This window comes from Massilia sp. MS-15 (assembly GCF_020176695.1).
In the GTDB taxonomy this organism is placed as follows: Bacteria; Pseudomonadota; Gammaproteobacteria; order Burkholderiales; family Burkholderiaceae_D; genus Telluria; species Telluria hydrophila.
Genome location: NZ_JAIWIA010000001.1, coordinates 132719 through 155348 on the forward strand (window position 1 = coordinate 132719; position 22630 = coordinate 155348).

Below are 22630 nucleotides of genomic sequence, written 5' to 3' on the forward strand. Positions count from 1 at the left end.
ATGCCGTGTTCAAGGAGCGCATCATACCCCGTCCGGCGCCAGCCGTTGCGGGTGGCTGTACAGGATGTGGCGCCCGTCGCGCACGAAGCCGGCCAGGGTCAGCCCGCTGTCCTGCGCCAGCTGCACCGCCAGCGCGGTGGGCGCCGAGATCGCGGCCAGCAGCGGCATGCGGGCGCGCGCCGCCTTCTGCACCATCTCGTAGCTGGCGCGGCTGGTCACCACGGCGAGGCCGGCGCCGGGGTCGAACCCGCCCCGCGCCAGGGCGCCCACCAGCTTGTCGAGCGCATTGTGGCGGCCGACGTCCTCGCGCACGCACAGCAGCGCGCCGTCGCGGTCGGCCCAGCCGGCCGCATGCACGGCGCCGGTCGCGTGGTGCAGGTCCTGGCGCGCGGCCATCGCCGCCATCGCGCGATGCAAGGCGTCGGGCGCGATCGATGCGGCCCGCGCCGCCAGCACGGGCGGCGCATCCAGTTCCTCGCCAAAGCGCGCCAGGCTTTCCACGCCACACAGGCCGCAGCCGGTGCGGCCGGTGCGGGCGCGGCGCGTTTCCTTCAGGCGCATCATGGCGCCGGAAGCGATCCGCAGCTCGACCACGATGCCACGCGCCTCTTCCCCGACCTCGATGTCGTAAATCGCGCGCAGGTCGGGCACGATGCCTTCGGAGAGCGAGAAGCCGACCGCGAAGTCTTCCAGGTCTTGGGGCGAGGCCAGCATTACCGCGTGGCTGATGCCGCCGTAGACCAGGGCCACCGGCACCTCGTCCGCCACCAGCTCGGTACCGCCCTCGATGCGGCCCGCGCGCCAGCGCGCGGCCGGCAGGCGGCAGGCGCCTGGCGGCGCAAAGCCGCCCTCGGCCGCGTTCAAGTCGGCCTCCCGCGTTCCAGCACGACATCGATCGCCTTGGCCGCCGGCACCTTGCTTTCCTTCGCGTGGTGCCACAGCGGGATCAGGGGATTGAGTTCGGGGAAGTAGCCGGCGATGCAGCCTTCCGGCACCTCGTAGGGCACCACCGCCAGGCCGTCCACGCGGCGCGCGACCCCGTCGTCGGCGGCGCAGCGCAGCGCCACCAGTTCGCCCTGGGCCAGGCCGTACTTCGCCATGTCGGCGCGCGCCATGAAGATCACCATGCGGCTGCCGTACACGCCGCGGAAGCGGTCGTCGTGGCTATAGATCGTGGTGTTGAACTGGCCGTCGCTGCGCACCGTGAACAGGCGCAGCGTGGTGGCGCCGCCCTCCCCTCCCACCGCGGCTGGTGCCAGTTCTTCCGGCACCGTGAACGCGGCCTTGCCGCTGTCGGTATGCCAGATCCGGTTGGCGGCGGCCAGTGGCTTGCGAAAGCCGCCGGGGGTCCACATGCGCGCATTGAAGTCGTGGAAGATCTCGGGATAGGTCGCGGCGATGGCGTCGCGGATGCTGGCGTAGTCGTCCACCCAGCGATCCCAGTCCACGCGCGGATTCGGCGCCAGGGTCGCCTTGGCGATCCCCGCCACGATCGCCGCTTCCGAGCGCAGGGTCGGCGCCACGGGTTCGGCCATGCCGCGCGAGCCGTGCATGCAGGCGGTGGAATCCTCGATGGTCACGTCCTGCGCTCCGCTGCGCTGGCGGTCGATCTCGATCCGCCCCAGGCAGGGCAGGATGTAGGACGCCTTGCCGTGCACCACGTGGTTGCGATTGAGCTTGGTGGAGACCTGCACCGTCAGCGGCAGCGCGCGCCAGGCCGCTTCCATCAGGGCCCGCTCGGGCACGGCGCGCACGAAGTTGCCGCCCAGGCCGATGAAGGCCTGCACGCGGCGCGCCAGGATGCCCTCGCAGGCCTCGACCGTGTCCATGCCCTTGTCGCGCGGCGGCTCGAAACCATACTGCTCCTTCAGCTTGTCGAGCGGGGCCAGCTCCGGCTTCTCGGTGATCCCGACCGTGCGCTGGCCCTGCACGTTGGAATGGCCGCGCACCGGACACACGCCGGCGCCCGGCTTGCCGATGTTCCCGCGCAGGAGCAGCAGGTTGACCACCATCGCCACGTTCTGCACCCCATTGCGGTGCTGGGTCAGGCCCATGCCATATATCCCCATCACGGCCGCCGAGCGGCAATACACGGCCGCCGCATCCTCGAGCGCGGCGCGGCGCAGGCCCGACTCGCGTTCGATGTCTTCCCAGGAGCAGGCGCGCACGGCGGCCTCGAAGTCGGCCAGGCCCTGCGTATGCTCGTGCAGGAAGGCGGTGTCCAGCACGCGCTGTTCGCCGGCGGCGCGCGCTTCGTCGTCGCGCGCGAAGATGGCCTTGCACAGGCCCATGATGGCGGCGGTGTCGCCGCCGGGCTTGACCTGGTGGTACTGGGTGCTGATCGGCGTTTCCGCGCCGCTGAGCATCTCGCCGGGCGACTGTGGATTGGTGAAGCTGACCAGGCCGCGCTCGCGCAAGGGATTGAAGGTGATCACCGGCACCCCACGCTGGCGCGCTTCCTGCAGCTGGTGCAGCATGCGCGGGCTGTTGACGCCCACGTTCTGGCCAAAGAAGAAGATGCAGTCGGTATGCGCGAAGTCGTCCAGGGTCACGGTGCCGACCGGCACCCCGATGGTCTTTTGCAGCCCGACCGAGGTACTCTCGTGGCACATGTTCGAACTGTCGGGCAGGTTGTTGTTGCCGTACATGCGCGCCAGCAGGCCATACAGGTAGGAAGTCTCGAGCGAGGCCCGGCCGGAGCTGTAGAACACCACCTGTTTCGGATCGAAGCCGCGCAGCGCGGCGCCGATCTCGGCGAAGGCGGCGTCCCAGTCGATCGGACGGTAGCGGTCGCTGGCCGGATCGTAGCGCAGCGGGACGGTGAGGCGCCCCTGGTCTTCGAGCCGATGGTCGTCCCAGCCGGCCAGCTCGGCGACGGTGTGGCGCTCGAAGAAATCGGCGCCGATCGCCTTACTGGTCGTTTCCCAGGCGGTGGCCTTGGCCCCGCTCTCGCAAAACTCGAAGGGATGGGGATTGGCCGGCTTGGCCCAGGCGCAGCTGACGCACATGAAACCGTCCGGCTTGTTCTGGTGCAGCAGCAGGCGGCTGTCCTTCAGCGGCACCCGCTGCTGCAGCAGGATGGTGCCGACCTCCTGCACCGATCCCCAGCCGCCGGCGGGCATGGTCGGTCGTTCGATGCGGAGCTTGCGTGAATCCTGGCTCATGGCGCTTCCTCCCGTGTGAAGGAGTCACGCTAAGCCGGTTTCGCCGCGCGCACGGTGCGCGACCGAACAATAGTAGAAAAAGTCCGGGACAAGCGGGAGACAGGCCGGCGACAGGCGGCCGCGCGCCTTCTGCGGCTCAGGAACTGTTGCCGGTGCGCGAGCTGGTCGGCAGCGGACGGCCCGGCTTCCACAGCCGCGACAGCGACTGCGCCTCCTCGATCTGTTCCTGGGTCATCTGGCGCGAGATGGCGGCGCGCTGCTCGACCGCGTTGTGGTTGCCGCCGGCCGCGGCCAGGTTCCACAGCATGTAGGCCAGCACCATGTCCTGCGGCATCCCGGCCTGGTGGTAGCGGTACATCAGCCCGAGCGCATGCTGGGCCTCGGCATGGCCCTGCTCGGCCGCCTTGCGGAACCAGGTGACCGCATGGCGCTGGTCCTGCGGCACCGCATTGCCCGTGTAATACATGGCGCCGACCACGTACTGGGCGTCGGCCTTGCCCTGCCGGGCCGCCTTGTGGTGCCAGGAAAAGGCCTGCCTGTAGTCGCGCGCCACGCCGCGTCCCATGTAATACATCAGGCCAAGCAAATGCTGGGCATCCGCATGGCCGGCCTTGGCGAGCGGGACGATCTCTTTCAGTGCCACCGCGTAGTTGCGCGCGTTGTAAGCGCTGGCGCCTTCCGCGAAGCCCGCCTGCGCCCCCGCCTGCAGGCCGAGCGCGAGTGCGATCGCTACGAATAGTTTTTTCATGTCTCGTTCATGGAATCAGGATCTCTGCGTACCCTTGGTCCTTGTGATGGGCCTGCTCTGTTCTTGTATGTTCTTGTTCTGCTGCCTTATTTCCAGCTTACCTTGCCCAGGCCATCGACGCTCACCTTGCGGTTCTGCGGCTTGCCATGCACCGTCACCGAGCCAAGGCCCGACAGGGTCAGGTTGGCGCTGTCCCTGGCGGTGACGGTGGCGTTGCCCAGGCCCGACAGTTCGAGGACCACGCTCTCGGCCGAGAACTGCCGGGCATCCAGTCCGCCCAGTCCGCCCAGCTGCGCCTTCAGCCGGCGGCTGCGGCCCGAAAGGCTCACGTAGCCCGCCCCGCTCAGGTTCAGCTCCACGCTGTCGCTGTCGATGCCATGGACTTTCATGCTGCCGACGCCACCCAGCCTGGCGCTCAGCGTCCTGTAATTACATGATACATTCATCGAGCCGGCGCCATCGAGGTTGAGCTCGAGTTCGTCGCCGGAAAAGCCACTGACGACGGTGCCGCCCACGCTCTCGGAGCTGACTTCGCGCAGGTTGGGCAGGGTCAATTCGGCGTGCAAGCCCATGCTGCGTCCGAGGTTGATGCTCGCGCCCCGGGTCTCTGTACCGATATTGAGCGTGTCGCCACTCTGCAGGGTGGTGGTCTTGGCGAGCAGGCGCGGGTCGCCGGTCAGGACCAGCAGCGGGGTATTACCCTGGCGGATCTTGAGGTCCACCATGCCGTCCAGCTTGACGCGTACCACGCGCGCGTCCACCGGACGCGTCTCGGTCGCCATCTCGGGCGCCGCCCTGGCCATCCCCATGCAGGTGATGAGCGCGGCGCACAGTGCCACGCACGCCAGGCCGAACTTGGAAAGCTGTTTCATCGAATTCTCCGAATACATGTTCTTGATTATGTGTTGCTGCCCAGCAAGGGCTGGAATTAGCATGTTGCAACTATATCGCCTCGTTCACCTTCTGCCCATGGATCTGCGACGAACTGCGCAAAACGCCATCCAGAGCGGCCTATGGGTGGATGGCCGTGAACGCGCCGCAGACGCGGATTTTTCGCAACAAAAAAATTACTTATTGGCATGTCATTGCGCCAACTTGCGTTAAGATGCAGCGCAGGCGGCGCTTGCCGTCGGTACGAGCAATCCAACAACGCATCATTCCGAGTTTATTTTCGAGGTCAACCCATGCGCATGCGCCAATTACCTGTATTGCTGGCCGGGCTCACGTTCTCGCTGTCGGCATTCGCCGCCACCGCGGACCAGTGGACCCTGCCGGTCGCTGTCAAGAAGCTCGACAATGGCCTGACGGTCATCGTCACCGAAGACCACAGCTCGCCAACCGTGGGCGTCTCGGTGGTCTACAAGGTGGGCATGCGCCTGGAGCCGAAGAACCGCACCGGCTTCGCCCACCTGTTCGAACACCTGATGTTCCAGGGCACGCCAAATGCCAAGAAAGGCGTGTTCGACACCACCATCACCGGCGGCGGCGGCCGCAACAATGGCTCGACCCGCGCCGACTTCACCAACTACATCGAGACCGCGCCGGCATCGGCGCTGGAGCCGATCCTGTGGCTGGAAGCGGACCGCATGAAGACCCTCGATTTCAATCCGGCCACGCTGAAGAACCAGCAGGACGTGGTGAAGGAAGAGATCCGCGTAAACGTGAAGAACCAGCCTTACGGCGGCTTCATGTGGATCGACATCGGCCAGCACGCCTTCCAGAAATGGGAGAACAACCATGACGGCTACGGCAGCTTCGAGGACCTGGAGAACGCCAGCCTGGAAGACGTGCGCGCCTTCCACCGCGACTACTATGGCCCGAACAATGCCGTGATCGCGATCGCCGGCGACATCACGCCAAGCCAGGGCTTCGCGCTGGCCGAGAAATACTTCGGCAAGATCCCGGCCCGTCCGACCCCGAAGCCGACCGACTTCAGCGAAGGCCTGAACACCCAGGAGAAGCGCCTGGTGCAGAGCGACGCCCTGGCCCAGGTGCCGGCCATCGCCGCGGCCTGGAAGATGCCGCCGCGCGGCCACAAGGACCAGGCGGCCATGGCCGTGCTGGGCGAACTGCTGGCCGGCGGCGACGCGTCGCTGTTCTACCAGGGCCTGGTGAAGGGCCGCGAGATCGCGCTCAACGTCGATTCGCTGTTCGGCCTGACCGGTCCGTTCGAATACGACGGCCCGACCCTCTTGACCGTGTTCGCCCTGTACAAGCCGAACAGCAGCGCGGACGCGGTGCTCAAGGCCATGGACGAGGAAATCGCCAAGGTCGCCCAGAACGGCGTCGACGCCGCCACCCTCAAGCGCATCAAGACGCGCATGCTGGCCAACTGGAACAACCAGCTGGAGAGCTTCATCAACCGCGCCGACATGATGGCCAAGATGCAGGTGATGTGGGGCGATGCCAACGTGGTCAACAAGATCCCGGGCTGGGTCGAGGCCGTGACCTCGGAAGACATCCAGCGCGCGGTGCGCACCTACCTGGTGCAGACCAACCGTACCGTCATTGACCGCAAGCCGGCCGCGATGCTCGCTGCGCCTGCGAACGCCACCCCGACCGCGCCTGCCGGCGCGGCCAAATAATAGGAGCGCATCGATGAAAAAACTGATGCTCGCAATCGCCGTCTCGCTCGCCTTCGCGCCGGCGGCCTTCGCCGCGCCCGCCGCGGACAACCTGCCGATGCCGGCCTACGGCAAGGACAAGCCGATCCCGGTGCCGAAGATCACCAAGAAGACCCTGGCCAACGGGCTGACCGTCTGGATCGTGCCGCGCCAGGGCCTGCCGCGCGTGGACTACGTGCTGGCGGTGCGCGGCGCCGGCTATGCGGCCGATGCGCCGGCCACCCCGGCCTTCGCCAGCATGCTGGCCAGCCTGCTCAACGAAGGCACCGCCAAGCGCGACTCGCGCGCGATCGCCGAAGCGGCCCAGGGCATGGGCGGCTCGGTCGGCGCCAGCGCCAGCTCGGACGGCATCGTGGTGTCGGGCAATGCGCTGGTGTCGCAGGCCGCCCCGATGATGGGACTGCTGGCCGAAGTGGCGCGCGCGCCGAGCTTCCCGGACAAGGAAGTGGCGCTGGCCAAGGCCAACGCGCTGCAGTCGCTGCGCGTGTCCGAGACCCAGCCGGCCTTCCGCGCCGAGCGCGCGATCAGCAAGGCGATCTACGGCGACCATCCGTATGGCCGCACCACCCCGACGGTGGAAGCGATCAATGCCGTGACCCAGGACATGCTGCGCGCCGAGCACGCCAGGCGCATCCGCCCGGACCGCGCGCTGCTGGTGGTCACCGGTCCGCTCAAGGAAGCCGAAGCCCTGAAACTGGCCGAGGGCGCCTTCGGCGACTGGAAGGCGAACGGTCCGGCCCTGCCGGACACCGCCGCCGCGCCAGCCAGCGCCAAGCCCGCGCGCATCCTGCTGAACCGTGACAAGAGCGTGCAGTCGGCAGTGCGCCTGGGCAGCCCGGGCATCGCCGCCAGCGCCCAGGACCAGATCCCGCTGCGCCTGGCCAGCACCATCCTCGGCGGCGGCTTCTCGAGCCGCGTGAACATCAAGCTGCGCGAGGAAAAGGGCTATACCTACGGCGCTTCGGCCGGCGCGCGCATGAACCGCGCGGGCGGCGCCATCGTCGGCGGCGCCGACGTGCGCAACGAAGTGACCGGTGCCGCGCTGAACGAGTTCTTCTCCGAGTACAAGCGGATCGGCGCCGAGCCGGTATCGGCCAAGGAAATGGAGATGAACAAGCGCTACGTGGCGGGCGGCTACATGATCAGCAACCAGCTGCAGCGTTCGGTCGCCGCGACCCTGGCGCAGAACTGGCTGGTCGGCCTGCCGGCCGAGTTCCTGGGCGAATACGTGCCGCGCATCCAGAAGGTCACGCCGCAGCAGGTGCAGGCGGTAGCGAAGAAATACTTCGCGCCGGAGAACCAGTCGATCGTGGTGGTGGGCGATCCGAAGGCGGTGGGCGAGCAGCTCAAGGCCTTCGGCGAGTTCACGGTCACCGACAAGTGATCCGCTGTCCTGCCTGACCTGGGAAGCCCCGCGCACGCGGGGCTTTTTTCTTCCTTAATCCGAGGCCAGCTTCATCATCACCAGCCCGCATACGATCAGCACCGCGGCCGCCACGCGCATGGTGTTGAGCTGCTCGCCCAGTACCGCGATACCGACCACGAAGGCGCCGACGGCGCCGATGCCGGTCCAGATCGTATAGGCAGTGCCAAGGGGAATACTGCGCATCGCGGCGGCCAGCAGGACGAAGCTGGCGAACATGCCGGCCAGGGTGACAAGGGAGGGCCCCAGGCGGCTGAAGCCATCGGACTGCTTCATGGCGTAGGCCCAGACCACTTCGAGAATTCCCGCTACCAGCAACATCAACCAGGCCATGTCGGCTCTCCTTTCGAAAAGCCGGGCCGTCCCGGTCATTGTTCCCACGGCGGGGGAGGACGTTCCTCCTGAAGGCGATATTCTACCCTGGCCTGGCCAGCCGCACGGGCTGCACTGCCGTGGTTCGACCGCGTGGGCGGTCGTTCAGTCTCCCGCCACCTTCATCAGCAGCAGCCCGGCCACGATCAGCACCGCCGCCAGCACGCGCAGGGCGTTTGCCTGCTCCCCCAGCAGCACGACTCCCGCCACGAAGGCGCCCACGGTGCCGATGCCGGTCCAGATCGTATACGCGGTGCCGAGCGGGATGCTGCGCATGGCGGCCGAAAGCAGCAGGAAGCTGGCGATCATGCCTGCCAGCGTGATCACGCTGGGCCATAGCCTGGTGAAGCCATGCGACTGCTTCATGGCCACCGCCCACAATACTTCGAACAGTCCTGCAACGACCAACATGATCCAAGCCATACCGACTCTCCTTGCGAAACCGGGACGGCCCGGATGTTGTTTCCCACGATGGCGGAGCTTGCTCCTCCAGACGGCAGTATACCTGGCCCTAGCCTTTCAGCGCGCGTTCCAGGTCGGGCAATTCGGCCGGCTTGACCAGGTGGGCGTCGAAGCCCGCTTCCATCGCGCGCCTGCGGTCTTCCGGCGAGCCGTAGCCGGTATGGGCCACCAGCCGGATGTGCGCCAGCGCCGGGTTGCTCTTGATGCGGCGCGCTACCTGGTAACCGTCCACGCCGGGCAGGCCGATGTCGAGCACGATCACCTGCGGCCGGTGGCGCAGTGCCAGCTCCTCGATCTGGCTGGCATCCGAGGTGGTGCTGGTGACATAGCCCATCTCGGCCAGCAGGAAGCCCATCATCTCCATCGCATCGACGTTGTCGTCCACCAGCAGCACGCGCAGGCCGCTGCCGCCCGCATCGGCCTGCGCGGCCTGTTCCTGGCCCGCGGCCGGCGCGCTCGCGCGCAGCAGCGGCAGCTCGACCGTGAAGGTGCTGCCCAGGCCAATGCCGGGGCTGGCGGCCGCCAGGCGTCCGCCGTGCAGCTCGATCAGGTGCGAGACCAGCGACAGGCCGATGCCCAGCCCTTCCGGCGCGCGGTCCGGCGGCACGTCGACCTGGGCGAACATGGTGAAGATGCGCGCCAGGTTGTCGTCGGCGATGCCAATGCCGTTGTCGCGCACGGCGATCTGCACCCGCTGCTCGGGCGCCAGGCTGACCGCCACCTCGATCCGCCCGCCCTGGGGCGTGAACTTGGCCGCGTTGTGCAGCAGGTTGCCGACCGACTGCGCCAGGCGCACCGGATCGCCCATCACCCACACCTGCTGCGCCGGCAGGCGCACATCCAGATGGTGGCCGCGGATGGCGATCAGGGGAGCGGCGGTCTCGATCGCCTGCTGGATCACGGCGCCCAGGTCGACCTCCTCGGTGCGCAGCACGATCTTGCCTTCCGAGATGCGGGCCACGTCGAGCAAGTCGTCCACCAGGTGGGCCAAGTGGTCGACCTGGCGCATGATGACTTCGCGCGCGCGCGCCTGGTGCTCGGCGGCGCTGCCGCCATCGGCGCCCGCCCCCAGCAGCGCGGCCGCATTGCGGATCGGGCTGAGCGGGTTGCGCAGCTCGTGCGCCAGCGTGGCCAGGAACTGGTTCTTGTTGCGGTCGGCCGCGCGCAGCAGGGCTTCCATCTCCTTGCGCGCCGTGATGTCGCTGGTGACGCGCGCCACCCGGTACACTTCGCCGCGCGCGTCGCGCACCGCGAACAGGCGGTCGCGCACCCAGCGCGTGCGCCCGTCCGGGCCGAACACGCGGAACTCGTCGTCGTAATGCGGCACCTGCGCCAGGTCGCGCCAGCGCTGCGCCAGGCGCTCGCGGTCGTCCGGATGGACCGCGTCCAGCCAGGCCGCGGGCCGCTCGCGCAGCGGTTCCAGGCTGCTGCCCCAGATATCGCCATAGGCGGGGCTGACGTACACCAGGCTGGCGTCCGGCACCGCGAACATCCAGAACACGTCGTCGATGTTGTCGGTGATCTGGCGGAAGCGCTCCTCGCTGTCGCGCAGCTCGACCTGGGTCTGGTGCATGCGCAGCAGCGCGTTCACGTTGGCGATCAGCTCGTCGGCCTCGATTGGCGCCGCCAGGTAGTTGTCGGCGCCGCCTTCCAGGCCGCGGATCTTGTCGGCGCGGCCGGTCAGCGCGGCCGAGGTCTGCAGCACCAGTACCATGCTGCTGTCCGGATTGGCCTTGATGCGGCGGCAGACTTCGATGCCGTTGATGTCGGGCAGCTTCACGTCCAGCAGCACCAGCGCCGGATTCAGGCGCTTGACCATTTCCAGCGCGTCGGTGCCGTTGGCCGCCTCGATCACTTCGAAGCCGGCGGCCTGCAGGATGCGGCTCTTGGCGTAGCGTGCGCCGTCGTTGTCGTCAACGTTGAGGATCAGGGTCGAATTGGCTTTCATGAATCGGTTCCGTCTTGACTAGGCTGCGTTGCCTGGTCCGGCATGCGCCGCGGCAGGATCAGCGTGAAGGTCGAGCCCTGCCCTTCGGTACTGGCAACCTCCACGCGCCCATGCAGCAGATCGGCCAGCTTGCGGCACAGCGGCAGGCCCAGGCCGGTGCCCTTGCTGCGCCGCTGGAGCGGGTGCTCGATCTGGCTGAATTCCTCGAAGATCAGTTGCAGGTTGTCGGGACTGATGCCGATCCCGGTGTCGGCCACCGCGAACGCGATGGTGTCGGCGGCGGCATCGTAGCTGGCCGAGACGCGCACCGCACCCCGTTCGGTGAATTTGAGCGCGTTGGAGATGAAGTTGCGCAGGATCTGGGAGATCTTGCCTTCGTCGGATTCGAAGGGGTCCAGCATGTCCGAGGGTTCGAAGACCAGCTCCACGCGGCCATCGTCGACCAGCGGGCGCATCATGCCCTTGAGCGCGCGGAACAGGTTCTCGACCACGATGGGCGCCAGCTGCACCTCGATCTTGCCGGCCTCGATCTTGGCCAGGTCGAGCAGGTCGTTGACCAGCTCGGACAGGTCACTGGCGGCCGTGGCGATGAATTCCACCTGCCGCTCCTGCTCCGGCGTCAGGTCGCCGTCCATGCGGTCCAGCAGCAGCTGGGACAGGGCGCGGATCGAAGACAAGGGGGTGCGCAGCTCGTGACTGGTATTCGACAGGAAACGCGACTTCATCTCGTCGGCGCGGCGCAGGCGCTCGGCCTTGTCCTCGATCTCGGCGTACAGGGCGACGATGCCGCGGTTGGTGTCTTCCAGCTCGCGCGTGAGCGAGAGCAGGTCTTCCTGGCGCTCGCGCAGCTCGGCCAGCGTGGCCAGCAGCTCGCGGTTCTGCTGCTCCAGCTCCTGCAGCGTGTTCGAGACCGGGCTGCCAGCCAGGCGCGCGCTGATCTCGGCCAGGCGTGCGCTGTCGACCATGGCCTGGGGCGGCAGCGCCTTGCGCATCGTGACCGCGGTAACCACGCCCTGCTCCGGCTCGACGTCGCAGGAATCCATCAGGCGGTGCGCGCTGATCAGGGCCAGCTGCGGCAGCGCGCGGCTGATGCCTTCGTCGGGCCCGGGCGGCGCCGACAGCAGGCGCTCGCCGGTGCCCGGGTTGATCGTCACTTCCAGATGCTGGCGCCCGAGCTTGCGGCCCAGCAGGAAGGAAGCGCGCCCGCCCGAGCCCTGGTGGCAGGCCGCGCGCGCGATCTCGGACACCGCGGTGGCCACGCGCACCTGGTCCTGCTGCGAAAAGCCGAGCAGCTGCGACACCTGGCGCGCGCGCTGGCGCACCACCACCACGTCCTGGTCGCTGTCCAGGGCCACGCTGAGAATGCGGTGCAGGCTCATCGCGGGCACCCGTGCCGGCGCACCACCAGCACCATGGCGTCGTCGCGGCGGCGGATGAAGTCACGCATCAGGATCGCCGCCACCAGCATCGGGCTGCGTCCGGCCAGGCCCGGATACCGGTCCAGGTCCCACTGGGTCTGGATGCCGTCCGAATGCATGATGCACAGCGCGCCCGGCGCGAAGGGCAGCGCGAATTCCTGCACCTTGCGCACGTTGTGGCCGACGATGCCGTTGTGCGAGACCAGGGCGCGGCGGCCGCCGTCGATGACGCAGCCGCCGATGTTGCCGACGCCAGCGAAACGCAGCTCGCCGGCCTCGTAGTCGATGCGGGCGGTGCCGAGCGCGGCGCCGCGCGTGGGACGCAGGGCGTCATGGGCGGCGTGCATCAGTGCGCCGGCCCCGGCGTCCTTGCTCGCCGCCAGCGCGTGCACCGCGGCGGCAGCGGCGCGCGCCGCTTCCGGTCCGTGGCCGAGGCCATCGGCCGCCAGCAGGGTCGCGCCGCGGCTGTCGCAGCGCACCGCCCAGCCGTCGCCGCATTCTTCCTCGCCCGCCATCGGCATCCACAGCGCGCCGACCTCGACCCCGCAGGGCTCGGGTGGCGGCAACGCGCGCCACAGGCGCATGAAGAATGCGGTTCCCTTGCCCGGCTCGGTGTGGACATCGAATTCATCGGCCAGCCGGCGCAGCGCGCCGAGGCCGGTGCCGGCGGTGCCGGCGGTGGACACGCCGTCGACCAGGCAGGACGCCAGGTCGGCAATGCCGGGTCCCTTGTCGACCGCGAGCACGTCCACGCCCACGCCGGCGCCCGACTGGGCCGGCCCGACGTGGATTTCGCCTTCTCCTGCATGCTTGAGGATGTTGGTGGCGGCCTCGGTGATGATCAGCGCCAGCTGGCCGGCGCGGGTCTCGTTGAAGCCGAGCGTGTCGGCCAGCCGCTGGCCGGCACGCCGCACCGCCGCCACGTCGCTCGCATGGGTCACTGCGAACACCTGCTGTGCATTGAGCGAACTGATCAGCGCTTCCATTTCACCACCAGCACGGCCGTGCCCTCTCCCGGACGGCTGTCGATCTCGAACTCGTCGGCCAGGCGCTTGGAGCCGCCCAGGCCAAGGCCAAGGCCGCCGCCGGTGGTGTAGCCGTCGCGCAGTGCGGTCTCGATGTCGGGGATGCCTGGTCCGCCATCGATGAACAGCAGGCCGATGCCCTGGCGGAAGCCATCCGACAGGCTGTCCAGGTGGACTTCGCCGCCGCCGCCGTACTTGATCGTATTACGTCCCAGCTCGCTCGCGGCGGTGACCAGCTTGGTCTGGTCGACCAGCGATAGGGCAATCGCCACTGCCCGCTCGCGCACCTGCTTGCGCAGGCCTACAACGTCCTCGTCCGACTGCAGGCGCAGGGTGGCGCGTGCAACGCGGTGCTGGCGGTGGCGGTCCAGCAGCACGGTCTCGAACAGGACTGCGTCGGTTTGCGCGCCGTTCATTATCGATAGCTCTTTCCGAGCAGGGCCATGCCTTTTTCGACATTCAGGGCCGTCTTGACGCCGTGCAGGGTCAGGCCCAGCTCGACCAGGGTGATCGCCACCGCCGGCTGCATGCCGACGACGACCGTCCTGGCATCGAGCACGCGCGCCATGGCGGCGGTATTGCTGATCATGCGGCCGATGAAGGAATCGACCAGGTCGAGCGCGGAGATGTCGATCAGGACGCCCTTGGCGCCATCGCTCACGATGCGTTCGGTCAGGTCATCCTGCAGCTGCATGGCAAGGCGGTCGTGCATGTCGACCTGGATCGTCACGAGCAGCAGGTCGCCCATGCGCAGGATAGGGATGCGTTCCATGTCTGTTTCGCTTATGCCTTGGCGACGACGGAAGTGCCGGTGCGCTCGAGCGCGACCAGGAAGGCGTCGGCCAGGGTGGCCTTGGTGATCACGTCTTCCAGGTTCACGCCCAGGTGCACGATGGTCTGCGCGATCTGCGGACGGATGCCCGAGATGATGCAGTCGGCGCCCATCAGGCGCGCGGCGGCGATGGTCTTCATGAGGTGTTGCGCCACCAGGGTGTCGACGGTGGGCACGCCGGTGATGTCGATGATGGCGATGACCGCGCCGGTATCGACGATCTTCTGCAGGATGTTTTCCATCACCACCTGGGTGCGGGCCGAATCCAGGGTGCCGATCAGCGGCAGCGCCAGGATGCCGTTCCACAGCTTGACGACCGGCGTCGACAGCTCGAGCAGCTCCTGCTGCTGGCGCACGATGATCTGGTCCTTGGTCTTCTGGAACACTTCGATGGTGTACAGGCCGAGCTTGTCGAGCAGCGTGCTGATCGTCCACGAGCTGACGGCGACCGCTTCGGCGTCGCTGCCGAAGCCCTGGCGCAGCGCCGTGAACAGCGGCTGCTTCAGCGAAAACACGAAGGTGGCGGTCTCGCTCGGGGTCGAGCCCGACCTGGCGCGGCTCGAGGAGATCTCGGCCAGCAGGTCACGCACCTCGTCCCACGAGCGATGGTCGATGTTGCCCAGTTCGCCGCCGCGGGTGGCGCTGGCAAAGGCCGACAGGAACTGCTGGCAATGGCTGCGCAACTGCTCTTTCGAGCTGGAAGTTCCGCGCACGATCAGCGCTTCCAGCTGCGCGATCCATTCCGCGCCGATGTCGGCCTGGTGTTCCTGGATGAGCTGGCTGATGAGGGCGGCGTAATCCTTCGTGGTCATCTGTTCGATTCCTAGATTGGATGGTTAAATGGAGTGGGCGCTACGCGGAACACGAGCGTGCGATCCCATCCTTAAAGTAAATGATCAACTATAACACTTCTTGCATTATGGTCACGACACACGCGTGTCGCGTGCGGGGCGTGGACGACAAAAAAATCGCCGGCGGGAAGCGCCGGCGCAGACAGGCAAACGGCGCTTTCCTGCGCCACAGCTGGTGGCAGTTTGCAGGACCGGCGCCCTGGCTGAAAGGCCGCAGCAGGACGTCGGAGGGCATCATGCGGCCGTACCACGCAGTCGGCACTCGCCCAGCGCTCACGGTTGAAGTCGCAGGAGCACCGGCCGAAGAACAGGGTGACGGAGGTGTTGCCGCCGCGGGCTTGCAGGCAAGCGACAGGCAAATCAGCCAATCAGGGAGATCGGGGAGATCGGGGAGAACATGTTCTCCCCAGAGAAAATCGAGGCATTACCCTACGATTCTTGGAATATGCTGATAGCTTTTCTTGTCGTGTCTCACACTACGTAGTTGCCGCCTTCGGCAAGCGATGGCAGGTCTTACGGCATTGATCACGGCAATGGAGGCACAAGTTCGATCTCATTGATGTTCCCGGTGTGCTTGTCGGTGAGGAAAACCAGCATGCGTTCTTTTCCGTATCGGCTCTCGACCGTCGCCGGCCCGATGTAGTAAGCAAGGTTTTCGTCGTAGTCGTAGTAACCGGTGGGCTCGCCCAGTAGCTTCCTCACGTGGCCAGTGGTCAAGCGGGCTGCCGGATATTGGGCGAAGAACGAACCCAACATTTGCGCCCGTTCGACGGCGTTGGCCGTTGCCCACGTTTCAGGCGTGAACGCACGGTTTCCCATAGAACGAACCTGGTCTTCTATCCGCGTCTGCATGCAGCTGGAGGCCAGGAGAAGCACGAACAGGGAGCTGAGAAGATGCCGCATGGTCCTATTTCACCATGAACTTCAGTTGCCCCGACTGCAGGGCCGCCATGCAACGCATACTCATCGCACCGTTTGCTCCCTTGGAGCGACCGATATTCAGTCCCACGCGATTATTATGGAGATCCATTTCTTGTTCGCCTAGAGGATTGGTTGGAAATGCCTCGTGCGCCGTCGTGAACCTGAAGGCATCCTGAAACCCCAGCTCACGCGCTAGAAGTGCCGACCAGAAGCAATGACGAAAAGCATCGGACTTGTCATTGTGGCCATTGCGACCAAAACGACGCTTTGTCTCTTCATACGCGGCATCGCGCGTCTCTTGAATGGTGAACGCATGATGGGGCTTGCTGCGCAGGTAAGCTTGCTCTTGCGGAGTGAGTCGTTCCCATTGTTTGTACAACGCCTGTGCCATGACCTCTCCTGATTGGTCGGGACCTGGGCGTTTGCGAGTTTCGAGCTCGCCGCACCCAACTTGATCATCATGGCGCTGCGTGGCTTTTTTGCCTTAGTACCAGCTCAATGCAGGCCGAGGCGCGAGGGAACGCGCAACAAGGTTTCACGACGCCCAACGAAAAAACCGCCAGGCTCACGCACTGGCGGTTTCTATGTGGAGCGGCGAACCGCTCAGACTAGACGCAAATTACTGCGCCGCGCCTTCCACCGGATCGGCAGCCTTCATCGACAGCTTCAGGCGGCCGCGCTCGTCGGTCTCCAGCACCTTCACGCGCACCTGCTGGCCTTCCTTCAGGTAGTCGGCGACCGCGTTGACGCGTTCGTTGGCGATCTGCGAGATGTGCAGCAGGCCGTCCTTGCCCGGCATGACCTGCACGATCGCGCCGAAGTCCAGCAGCTTGAGCACGGTGCCGTCGTAGGTCTTGCCCACTTCGACCGAGGCGGTCAGCTCTTCGATGCGGCGCTTGGCTTCCTGGCCGGCGGCGGCATCGACCGACGCGATGGTCACGACGCCTTCGTCGGTGATGTCGATCTGGGTGCCGGTTTCCTCGGTCAGCGCGCGGATGACGGCGCCGCCCTTGCCGATCACGTCACGGATCTTTTCCGGGTTGATGCGGATGGTGATCAGGCGCGGTGCGAAGTCCGACAGCTCGGTCTTCACGCTCGGCACGGCCTTCTGCATCTCGCCCAGGATGTGCTGGCGCGCTTCCTTGGCCTGCGCCAGCGCCACCTGCATGATTTCCTTGGTGATGCCCTGGATCTTGATGTCCATCTGCAGCGCGGTGATGCCGGCCGGGGTACCGGCGACCTTGAAGTCCATGTCGCCCAGGTGGTCTTCGTCACCCAGGATGTCGGTCAGGACCGCGAACTTGCCGCCTTCCTTGATCAGGCCCATGGCGATGCCGGCGACGTGCGCCTTCATCGGCACGCCGGCGTCCATCAGTGCCAGGCAGCCGCCGCAGACGGAAGCCATCGACGAGGAGCCGTTCGACTCGGTGATTTCCGAGACCAGGCGCACCGAGTAGCTGAATTCGTCCGCCGACGGCAGCGCGGCGACCAGCGCGCGCTTGGCCAGGCGGCCGTGGCCGACTTCGCGGCGCTTCGGGGTGCCCACGCGGCCGGTTTCGCCGGTGGCGAACGGAGGCATGTTGTAGTGCATCATGAAGTCGTCGGTGTACTCGCCCATCAGCGCGTCGATCTTCTGGCTGTCGCGCGCGGTGCCGAGGGTGGCGACCACAAGTGCCTGGGTTTCACCGCGGGTGAACAGGGCCGAGCCGTGGGTACGCGGCAGCACGCTGGTGCGGATCGCGATCGGACGCACGGTGCGGGTGTCGCGGCCGTCGATGCGCGGCTCGCCGTCCAGGATCTGGGTACGCACGACCTTGGCTTCCATGTCGAACAGGATGTTGCCGACTTCGGCGCTATCCGCGTCGACGCCTTGCGCCGCCAGGGCGGCCATGACTTCACCCGAGATCGACTTCAGCTTCTGCTGGCGGGCCGATTTCTCGCGGGTCTGGTAGGCGTCGCGCACGGCGGCGCCCGCCAGTTCGTTCACCTTGGCGATCAGTTCTTCGTTCTTCGGTGCCGGGCTCCATTCGACTTCCGGCTTGCCGCCTTCGGCCACCAGGTCGTGGATGGCGTCGATCACGGCCTTCATCTGCTCGTGGCCGAACACGACCGCGCCGAGCATGACTTCTTCCGACAGCTGCTGGGCTTCCGATTCCACCATCAGCACGGCGTGCTCGGTACCGGCCACGACCAGGTCCATCTGCGAGGTCTTCAGCTCGGTGGTGGTCGGGTTCAGGATGTACTGGCCGTTCGCGTAGCCGACGCGCGCCGCGCCGATCGGGCCGTTGAACGGGATGCCGGCGATGCACAGCGCAGCCGAGGCGCCGATCATGGCCGGGATGTCCGGGTCGATTTCAGGGTTGACCGACAGGACGTGGATGATGACCTGGACTTCGTTCAGGTAGCCTTCCGGGAACAGCGGGCGGATCGGACGGTCGATCAGGCGCGAGGTCAGGGTTTCCTTTTCCGAAGGACGGCCTTCGCGCTTGAAGAAGCCGCCCGGGATCTTGCCGGCTGCGTAGGTTTTCTCCATGTAGTCGACGGTCAGCGGGAAGAAGTCCTGGCCCGGCTTGGCGTCCTTCTTGGCGACCACGGTGGCCAGGATGACGGTGTCTTCGACCGACACGACGACGGCGCCGCTTGCCTGGCGCGCGATTTCACCCGTCTCCAGGGTGACCGTGTGTTGACCGTACTGGAAGGTTTTCGAAACTTTATTAAACATGGGTATTCCCTTTCTATTTGCCGACAGATTTTCAGGAGCTGTCGTTCACCTCACCACGGGCGGTTTTTTAGGCCACCATTTACTCAACAACAAGCTACAACAGAAACAAAAAATGCCCGCGACAGGTATCTGGCGCAGGCATTTCGTGACTAAATCGTCTCGACCAAGGATTACTTACGCAGGCCGAGCTTGGCGATCAGGTCGCGGTAGCGGTTGGCGTCCTTGCTCTTCAGGTAAGCCAGCAGGCTCTTGCGGCGGTTGACCATCATGATCAGGCCACGACGCGAGTGGTGATCCTTCTGGTGTGCCTTGAAGTGGCCGTTCAGTTCGTTGATGCGTGCGGTCAGCAGTGCGACCTGGACTTCCGGCGAACCGGTATCGTTCTGGCCACGTGCGTTGTCCGCGATGATCGCGGCTTTGTTGATGTTTTCTACGGTCATGATGTTACCTTTCACATGCGGTGCATGAGTCGAAACCCAGCGCACCGTGATTGTCAAATTGCTTCTTTCTCGCCTGCCCAAAACGGACAGACCCGCCAGTATAGGGGAAAACCGGATGCGCGGCCACCCTTTGCAGCGCCCAAATGGAGGATGATGGCGGTTTGCGGCGTCTGGAGGGCTGAATGATGAACAAATTGATCAGTTTTACAACAGTCGCGGCGCTCGCCTTGCTCGGCGGCTGCGCCGGCCTGCTGCGCCAGGCACCGAGCATCGGTGATTCGGCCGAGGTGGTGCAGCAGAAGATGGGCCCACCGACCGCCATCTATGGCGCCGGCAACGAGCGCCTGTTCGAATATGCGACCGGGCCGATGGGCCAGTACACCTGGATGGCGCGCATCGCACCGGACGGGCGCCTGGCCTCCTACGAACAGGTGTTGACCGGGGAGAAATTTGCCACGATCAAGGTGGATGCGGCCACCAAGGAAGACGTCCTGCGCACCATCGGCAGGCCGGCGGAAACCTCCTTCGTCGCCATGCGCGACTGGGAGGTCTGGTCCTACCGCTACAAGGAGGCCGGCGTCTGGAACTCGCTGATGCACGTGCACTTCGACCGCCAGGGCGTGGTGCGGCAGATGCTGAACGGGCCGGACCCGCTGTACGAGCCGAAGGACAAGATGGGATGGTGAGGCGCCGCGGCGCGGACCGCCTCCCCTGCCACCGCCGCCAGGCTAGCGGCGCAGGCGCTCGTCCGGTTCGTCGTCGTCGCGCGGAATGATGCTCACCGGCTTGCCCTTGGCGGCGCGCCAGGCGAACACCGCATAGCCGGACAGGCCATAGATCACGAAGATCGGCCACAGCACCTTGGGCGGGTCGATCGCCAGCAAGGCCAGGGCCAGGGCGATCAGGAACACCACGATGAAGGGCACCGACTTGCGGAAATTGACGTCCTTGAAGCTGTAGAAGGGCACGTTCGACACCATGGTCAGGCCGGCGAACACGGCGATGGCCCAGCTTACCCAGTCCACCTGACGCGAGCTGACGTTGATGTCGGGGTCGGTCATCATCATGATGAAGCCCACCACCAGCGCCGCCGCGGCCGGGCTCGGCAAGCCCTGGAAGAAGCGCTTGTCGACCACCTCGATGTTGGTATTGAAGCGGGCCAGGCGCAGCGCGGCGCCGGCGCAGTAGATGAAGGCGGCGATCCAGCCCAGCTTGCCCAGGCCGCGCAGCGACCATTCATAGATCACCAGGGCTGGTGCGGCACCGAAGGACACCATGTCGGACAGCGAATCGTACTGGGCGCCGAACTCCGACTGGGTATTGGTCAGGCGCGCGATGCGGCCGTCGAGCCCGTCGAGGATCATGGCGATGAACACCGCCCAGCAGGCATGCTCGAAGCGCTGGTTCATCGCCATGACGATCGCGTAGAAGCCGCAGAACAGCGCGCCGGTGGTGAAGGCGTTCGGCAGCAGGTAGATGCCGCGGCCGCGCTCGCCCTGGATACGGTCCGCCCGGCGTCCGAAACGCTTTTTCAGGCGAGAAAATCTTGGCGGCTTGGGCGCGGCGCCCGGTGGCCTGCGTCGTGGAAAGGTCGGCATAAGGGTCCGTGGTCATGAATGCTGTTCCCGGCATTATAGAGGCGCGGACCCTTGTTAGCGAATAGCTATTGCTATTTGAATCGCAACTTGCCCACCAGACGCATTTGCAGCGTGGTCTCGCCCGGCTCGAAGCTCGGTTCCGGCATCGCGTCGGCCCCTTCCCGCTTGGCGCTCATGCGCATCATCGTCGGTTCCGCCGCCGGCCTGGCCTCGCCCGCGTAATTGCCCGAGCCTTCGAAGTCGACTGTTTCCAGCACGGCATCCTGCAGCGAACGGCCCATCGCGCCGGCGATCGATGCCATGCGTTCGTTCAGGTTGCGGTAGGTGGCGGCGATGCGCTGGTCGTCGAGGCGCTTTTCCAGGGCCGGACTCAGGTCGAAGCTGACGCCGTTGATCTGCAGGACCTTCTGCGCGGCGGCGGCCGTTTTCGGCAGCTCGGCCAGGCTGGTGGTCTTTACTTCCAGGTACTGCCCGACGCGCCAGGACACCGGCACCGGCGGCGTCGGGGTGCGCGTGGCCGGCTGCGGCATCGGCGGCACGTCGGCGTAGACCGGGTAGGTATAGTAGCCCATGGTCTTGAGCTCGGCCTTCGGATCGGCACGCCGCACCAGTTCAGTACCCTCCTTCATCTTGCGGTTCACGCGCGCCGCGGCGGCGTTCTTGTCCTTGTCGTGCTCTTCGACGGCGAACGTCAGCGTGGCCCGGTCGTTGGCATGCTTGACTTCGCCGAAGGCAGGGACCACGACCAGGGTGCCGGCGGTGGACGGGGCGGTCTGGGCCTGGGCGCCGGCGTGGAACGCCAGGACCAGGGCGGCGGCGACGAGCGATCGGGAAAGCTTCATTTCTTATTCTCCAGTAACGAGTAAACAGGCGGATGGTGGCCTTACTTATACGATACTGGCTTCACGCGCGCTTTCGTGAATTTGTAATGGACAGTTGCAACTGTCTTGAATTGTAGGGTGGACGGCAGAGCCGCCCACCCTACGACACCGCGGCAGCCTAGTTCTTCGACTGATCGACCAGCTTGTTTTTCGCGATCCACGGCATCATCGCGCGCAGCTTGGCGCCAACCTCCTCGATCTGGTGCTCGCTCGTCAATCGGCGGCGCGAGATCAGGGTCGGGGCGCCGGCCTTGTTCTCGAGGATGAAGCTCTTCGCGTACTCGCCGGTCTGGATGTCCTTCAAGCACTGCTTCATCGCCTCTTTCGTTGCCGAGGTGACGACCTTCGGGCCGGTGACGTACTCGCCGTATTCGGCGTTGTTCGAGATCGAGTAGTTCATGTTGGCGATGCCGCCCTCGTAGATCAGGTCGACGATCAGCTTCAGTTCGTGCAGGCACTCGAAGTAGGCCATCTCCGGCGCGTAGCCCGCCTCCACCAGGGTCTCGAAGCCGGCCTTGATCAGCTCGACGGTACCGCCGCACAGCACGGCCTGCTCGCCGAACAGGTCGGTTTCGGTCTCTTCGCGGAAGTTGGTCTCGATGATGCCGGCGCGGCCGCCGCCGTTGGCCATGGCGTAGGACAGCGCGATGTCGCGCGCCGCGCCCGACTTGTCCTGGTAGACCGCGACCAGGTGCGGCACGCCGCCGCCCTGGCGGTAGGTGCCGCGCACGGTGTGGCCCGGGGCCTTCGGCGCGATCATGATCACGTCGAGGTCGGCGCGCGGCACCACCTGGCCATAGTGCACGTTGAACCCGTGGGCGAAGGCCAGCACGGCGCCCTGCCTGGCGTTCGGCTCGACGTTGCTCTTGTAGACCTCGGCGATGCTCTCGTCCGGCAGCAGGATCATGATGACGTCGGCGCTCTTCACTGCTTCGTCGACCTCGGCGACCTTCAGGCCGGCCGCTTCGACCTTGTTCCAGGACGCGCCGCCGCGGCGCAGGCCGACGGTGACGTTCACGCCGGATTCGCTGAGGTTCTGGGCGTGCGCGTGGCCCTGCGAGCCGTAGCCGATGATGGCGACGTTCTTGCCTTTGATGAGGGAGAGGTCGCAGTCTTTGTCGTAGAACACTTTCATGGTCATTCCTTAGATAGTTATTTAAATGTGTGTGTATGTTTGCGTCGCTTGGACGCGTGGGCGGGG

22 protein-coding genes are annotated in these 22630 nt (G+C 66.1%); 3 read left to right on the forward strand and 19 right to left on the reverse strand.

Annotated elements, in window-relative coordinates:
- Window positions 1-21 precede the first annotated feature (21 nt).
- The 4 genes from fdhD to LCI23_RS00640 all read right to left on the reverse strand — a co-directional run bounded on the left by fdhD (window position 22) and on the right by LCI23_RS00640 (window position 4784).
- The gene (gene fdhD / locus LCI23_RS00625; protein WP_224942467.1) at window positions 22-864 is read right to left on the reverse strand and encodes a formate dehydrogenase accessory sulfurtransferase FdhD; all 843 of its coding nucleotides are present in this window, start codon (window positions 862-864) and stop codon (window positions 22-24) included.
- Entirely contained in the window at window positions 861-3164 is a 2304-nt protein-coding gene (locus tag LCI23_RS00630) for an FdhF/YdeP family oxidoreductase (protein WP_224942469.1), read from the reverse strand. Before LCI23_RS00630 ends, fdhD begins: the two co-directional genes overlap by 4 nt.
- A 136-nt stretch (window positions 3165-3300) precedes the next feature.
- Window positions 3301-3912 carry a tetratricopeptide repeat protein gene (locus LCI23_RS00635; RefSeq protein WP_224942471.1) on the reverse strand — a complete coding sequence of 204 codons (612 nt, stop codon included), beginning with the start codon at window positions 3910-3912 and terminating at the stop codon, window positions 3301-3303.
- Between the two features lie 86 nt (window positions 3913-3998).
- Entirely contained in the window at window positions 3999-4784 is a 786-nt protein-coding gene (locus tag LCI23_RS00640; protein ID WP_224942473.1) for a GIN domain-containing protein, read from the reverse strand.
- A gap of 318 nt (window positions 4785-5102) precedes the next feature.
- Between LCI23_RS00640 and LCI23_RS00645 the strand changes: the two genes are divergently transcribed.
- Complete coding sequence (locus LCI23_RS00645) at window positions 5103-6497, forward strand: pitrilysin family protein (protein WP_224942475.1); 1395 nt, start codon at window positions 5103-5105, stop codon at window positions 6495-6497.
- Between the two features lie 13 nt (window positions 6498-6510).
- Window positions 6511-7920, forward strand: a complete 1410-nt coding sequence (locus LCI23_RS00650) for a pitrilysin family protein (protein WP_224942477.1) — start codon at window positions 6511-6513, stop codon at window positions 7918-7920.
- Between the two features lie 54 nt (window positions 7921-7974).
- Here the strand turns inward: LCI23_RS00650 and LCI23_RS00655 are convergent, their stop codons facing one another.
- The 12 genes from LCI23_RS00655 to rpsO form a co-directional block, all read right to left on the reverse strand.
- Window positions 7975-8292: a multidrug efflux SMR transporter gene (locus tag LCI23_RS00655; RefSeq protein ID WP_224942479.1), complete on the reverse strand. Its 318-nt coding sequence runs from the start codon at window positions 8290-8292 to the stop codon at window positions 7975-7977.
- Window positions 8293-8436: 144 nt separating this feature from the next.
- Window positions 8437-8754, reverse strand: a complete 318-nt coding sequence (sugE, locus tag LCI23_RS00660) for a quaternary ammonium compound efflux SMR transporter SugE (RefSeq protein ID WP_224942487.1) — start codon at window positions 8752-8754, stop codon at window positions 8437-8439.
- An 88-nt stretch (window positions 8755-8842) separates the two neighbouring features.
- Window positions 8843-10741 carry a response regulator gene (locus LCI23_RS00665; RefSeq protein ID WP_224942489.1) on the reverse strand — a complete coding sequence of 633 codons (1899 nt, stop codon included), beginning with the start codon at window positions 10739-10741 and terminating at the stop codon, window positions 8843-8845.
- Entirely contained in the window at window positions 10738-12120 is a 1383-nt protein-coding gene (locus LCI23_RS00670; RefSeq protein WP_224942491.1) for a sensor histidine kinase, read from the reverse strand. The genes LCI23_RS00665 and LCI23_RS00670 overlap by 4 nt, the downstream gene beginning before the upstream one ends.
- Window positions 12117-13145, reverse strand: coding sequence for an ATP-binding SpoIIE family protein phosphatase (locus LCI23_RS00675; protein ID WP_224942493.1), 1029 nt, complete (start codon window positions 13143-13145; stop codon window positions 12117-12119). Before LCI23_RS00675 ends, LCI23_RS00670 begins: the two co-directional genes overlap by 4 nt.
- Window positions 13133-13600: an anti-sigma regulatory factor gene (locus LCI23_RS00680; protein ID WP_224942495.1), complete on the reverse strand. Its 468-nt coding sequence runs from the start codon at window positions 13598-13600 to the stop codon at window positions 13133-13135. Before LCI23_RS00680 ends, LCI23_RS00675 begins: the two co-directional genes overlap by 13 nt.
- Entirely contained in the window at window positions 13600-13956 is a 357-nt protein-coding gene (locus LCI23_RS00685; protein WP_005666383.1) for an STAS domain-containing protein, read from the reverse strand. The genes LCI23_RS00680 and LCI23_RS00685 overlap by 1 nt, the downstream gene beginning before the upstream one ends.
- An 11-nt stretch (window positions 13957-13967) precedes the next feature.
- Window positions 13968-14828, reverse strand: a complete 861-nt coding sequence (locus tag LCI23_RS00690) for an STAS domain-containing protein (protein WP_224942497.1) — start codon at window positions 14826-14828, stop codon at window positions 13968-13970.
- 564 nt (window positions 14829-15392) lie between these two features.
- Window positions 15393-15770 (reverse strand): hypothetical protein, encoded by a 378-nt coding sequence (locus LCI23_RS00695; RefSeq protein WP_224942499.1) that lies wholly within the window; start codon window positions 15768-15770, stop codon window positions 15393-15395.
- 4 nt (window positions 15771-15774) lie between these two features.
- Entirely contained in the window at window positions 15775-16179 is a 405-nt protein-coding gene (locus tag LCI23_RS00700) for a hypothetical protein (protein WP_224942501.1), read from the reverse strand.
- A 228-nt stretch (window positions 16180-16407) separates the two neighbouring features.
- Window positions 16408-18510, reverse strand: a complete 2103-nt coding sequence (pnp, locus tag LCI23_RS00705; protein WP_224942503.1) for a polyribonucleotide nucleotidyltransferase — start codon at window positions 18508-18510, stop codon at window positions 16408-16410.
- 170 nt (window positions 18511-18680) lie between these two features.
- Window positions 18681-18950, reverse strand: a complete 270-nt coding sequence (gene rpsO, locus LCI23_RS00710) for a 30S ribosomal protein S15 (protein WP_224942505.1) — start codon at window positions 18948-18950, stop codon at window positions 18681-18683.
- 182 nt (window positions 18951-19132) lie between these two features.
- On the opposite strand from rpsO, the gene bamE reads away from it, so the two are divergent.
- Window positions 19133-19636, forward strand: a complete 504-nt coding sequence (gene bamE, locus LCI23_RS00715) for an outer membrane protein assembly factor BamE (RefSeq protein WP_307727688.1) — start codon at window positions 19133-19135, stop codon at window positions 19634-19636.
- Window positions 19637-19678: 42 nt separating this feature from the next.
- Here the strand turns inward: bamE and pssA are convergent, their stop codons facing one another.
- From pssA to ilvC, 3 genes are all read right to left on the reverse strand, one after another.
- Entirely contained in the window at window positions 19679-20548 is an 870-nt protein-coding gene (gene pssA, locus LCI23_RS00720) for a CDP-diacylglycerol--serine O-phosphatidyltransferase (RefSeq protein ID WP_224942507.1), read from the reverse strand.
- Between the two features lie 71 nt (window positions 20549-20619).
- Window positions 20620-21390 carry an SIMPL domain-containing protein gene (locus tag LCI23_RS00725; RefSeq protein WP_224942509.1) on the reverse strand — a complete coding sequence of 257 codons (771 nt, stop codon included), beginning with the start codon at window positions 21388-21390 and terminating at the stop codon, window positions 20620-20622.
- Between the two features lie 157 nt (window positions 21391-21547).
- Window positions 21548-22564, reverse strand: a complete 1017-nt coding sequence (gene ilvC, locus LCI23_RS00730; protein ID WP_224942511.1) for a ketol-acid reductoisomerase — start codon at window positions 22562-22564, stop codon at window positions 21548-21550.
- Window positions 22565-22630 lie beyond the last annotated feature (66 nt).

Coding starts and splice junctions, on each gene's coding strand:
- LCI23_RS00630 (WP_224942469.1), bottom strand. CDS start 3,164: ATGAGCCAGGATTCACGCAAGCTCCGCATCGAACGACCGACCATGCCC.
- LCI23_RS00635 (WP_224942471.1), bottom strand. CDS start 3,912: ATGAAAAAACTATTCGTAGCGATCGCACTCGCGCTCGGCCTGCAGGCG.
- LCI23_RS00640 (WP_224942473.1), bottom strand. CDS start 4,784: ATGAAACAGCTTTCCAAGTTCGGCCTGGCGTGCGTGGCACTGTGCGCC.
- LCI23_RS00645 (WP_224942475.1), top strand. CDS start 5,103: ATGCGCCAATTACCTGTATTGCTGGCCGGGCTCACGTTCTCGCTGTCG.
- LCI23_RS00650 (WP_224942477.1), top strand. CDS start 6,511: ATGAAAAAACTGATGCTCGCAATCGCCGTCTCGCTCGCCTTCGCGCCG.
- LCI23_RS00655 (WP_224942479.1), bottom strand. CDS start 8,292: ATGGCCTGGTTGATGTTGCTGGTAGCGGGAATTCTCGAAGTGGTCTGG.
- sugE (WP_224942487.1), bottom strand. CDS start 8,754: ATGGCTTGGATCATGTTGGTCGTTGCAGGACTGTTCGAAGTATTGTGG.
- LCI23_RS00665 (WP_224942489.1), bottom strand. CDS start 10,741: ATGAAAGCCAATTCGACCCTGATCCTCAACGTTGACGACAACGACGGC.
- LCI23_RS00670 (WP_224942491.1), bottom strand. CDS start 12,120: ATGAGCCTGCACCGCATTCTCAGCGTGGCCCTGGACAGCGACCAGGAC.
- LCI23_RS00675 (WP_224942493.1), bottom strand. CDS start 13,145: ATGGAAGCGCTGATCAGTTCGCTCAATGCACAGCAGGTGTTCGCAGTG.
- LCI23_RS00680 (WP_224942495.1), bottom strand. CDS start 13,600: ATGAACGGCGCGCAAACCGACGCAGTCCTGTTCGAGACCGTGCTGCTG.
- LCI23_RS00685 (WP_005666383.1), bottom strand. CDS start 13,956: ATGGAACGCATCCCTATCCTGCGCATGGGCGACCTGCTGCTCGTGACG.
- LCI23_RS00690 (WP_224942497.1), bottom strand. CDS start 14,828: ATGACCACGAAGGATTACGCCGCCCTCATCAGCCAGCTCATCCAGGAA.
- LCI23_RS00695 (WP_224942499.1), bottom strand. CDS start 15,770: ATGCGGCATCTTCTCAGCTCCCTGTTCGTGCTTCTCCTGGCCTCCAGC.
- LCI23_RS00700 (WP_224942501.1), bottom strand. CDS start 16,179: ATGGCACAGGCGTTGTACAAACAATGGGAACGACTCACTCCGCAAGAG.
- pnp (WP_224942503.1), bottom strand. CDS start 18,510: ATGTTTAATAAAGTTTCGAAAACCTTCCAGTACGGTCAACACACGGTC.
- rpsO (WP_224942505.1), bottom strand. CDS start 18,950: ATGACCGTAGAAAACATCAACAAAGCCGCGATCATCGCGGACAACGCA.
- bamE (WP_307727688.1), top strand. CDS start 19,133: ATGATGAACAAATTGATCAGTTTTACAACAGTCGCGGCGCTCGCCTTG.
- pssA (WP_224942507.1), bottom strand. CDS start 20,548: ATGCCGACCTTTCCACGACGCAGGCCACCGGGCGCCGCGCCCAAGCCG.
- LCI23_RS00725 (WP_224942509.1), bottom strand. CDS start 21,390: ATGAAGCTTTCCCGATCGCTCGTCGCCGCCGCCCTGGTCCTGGCGTTC.
- ilvC (WP_224942511.1), bottom strand. CDS start 22,564: ATGAAAGTGTTCTACGACAAAGACTGCGACCTCTCCCTCATCAAAGGC.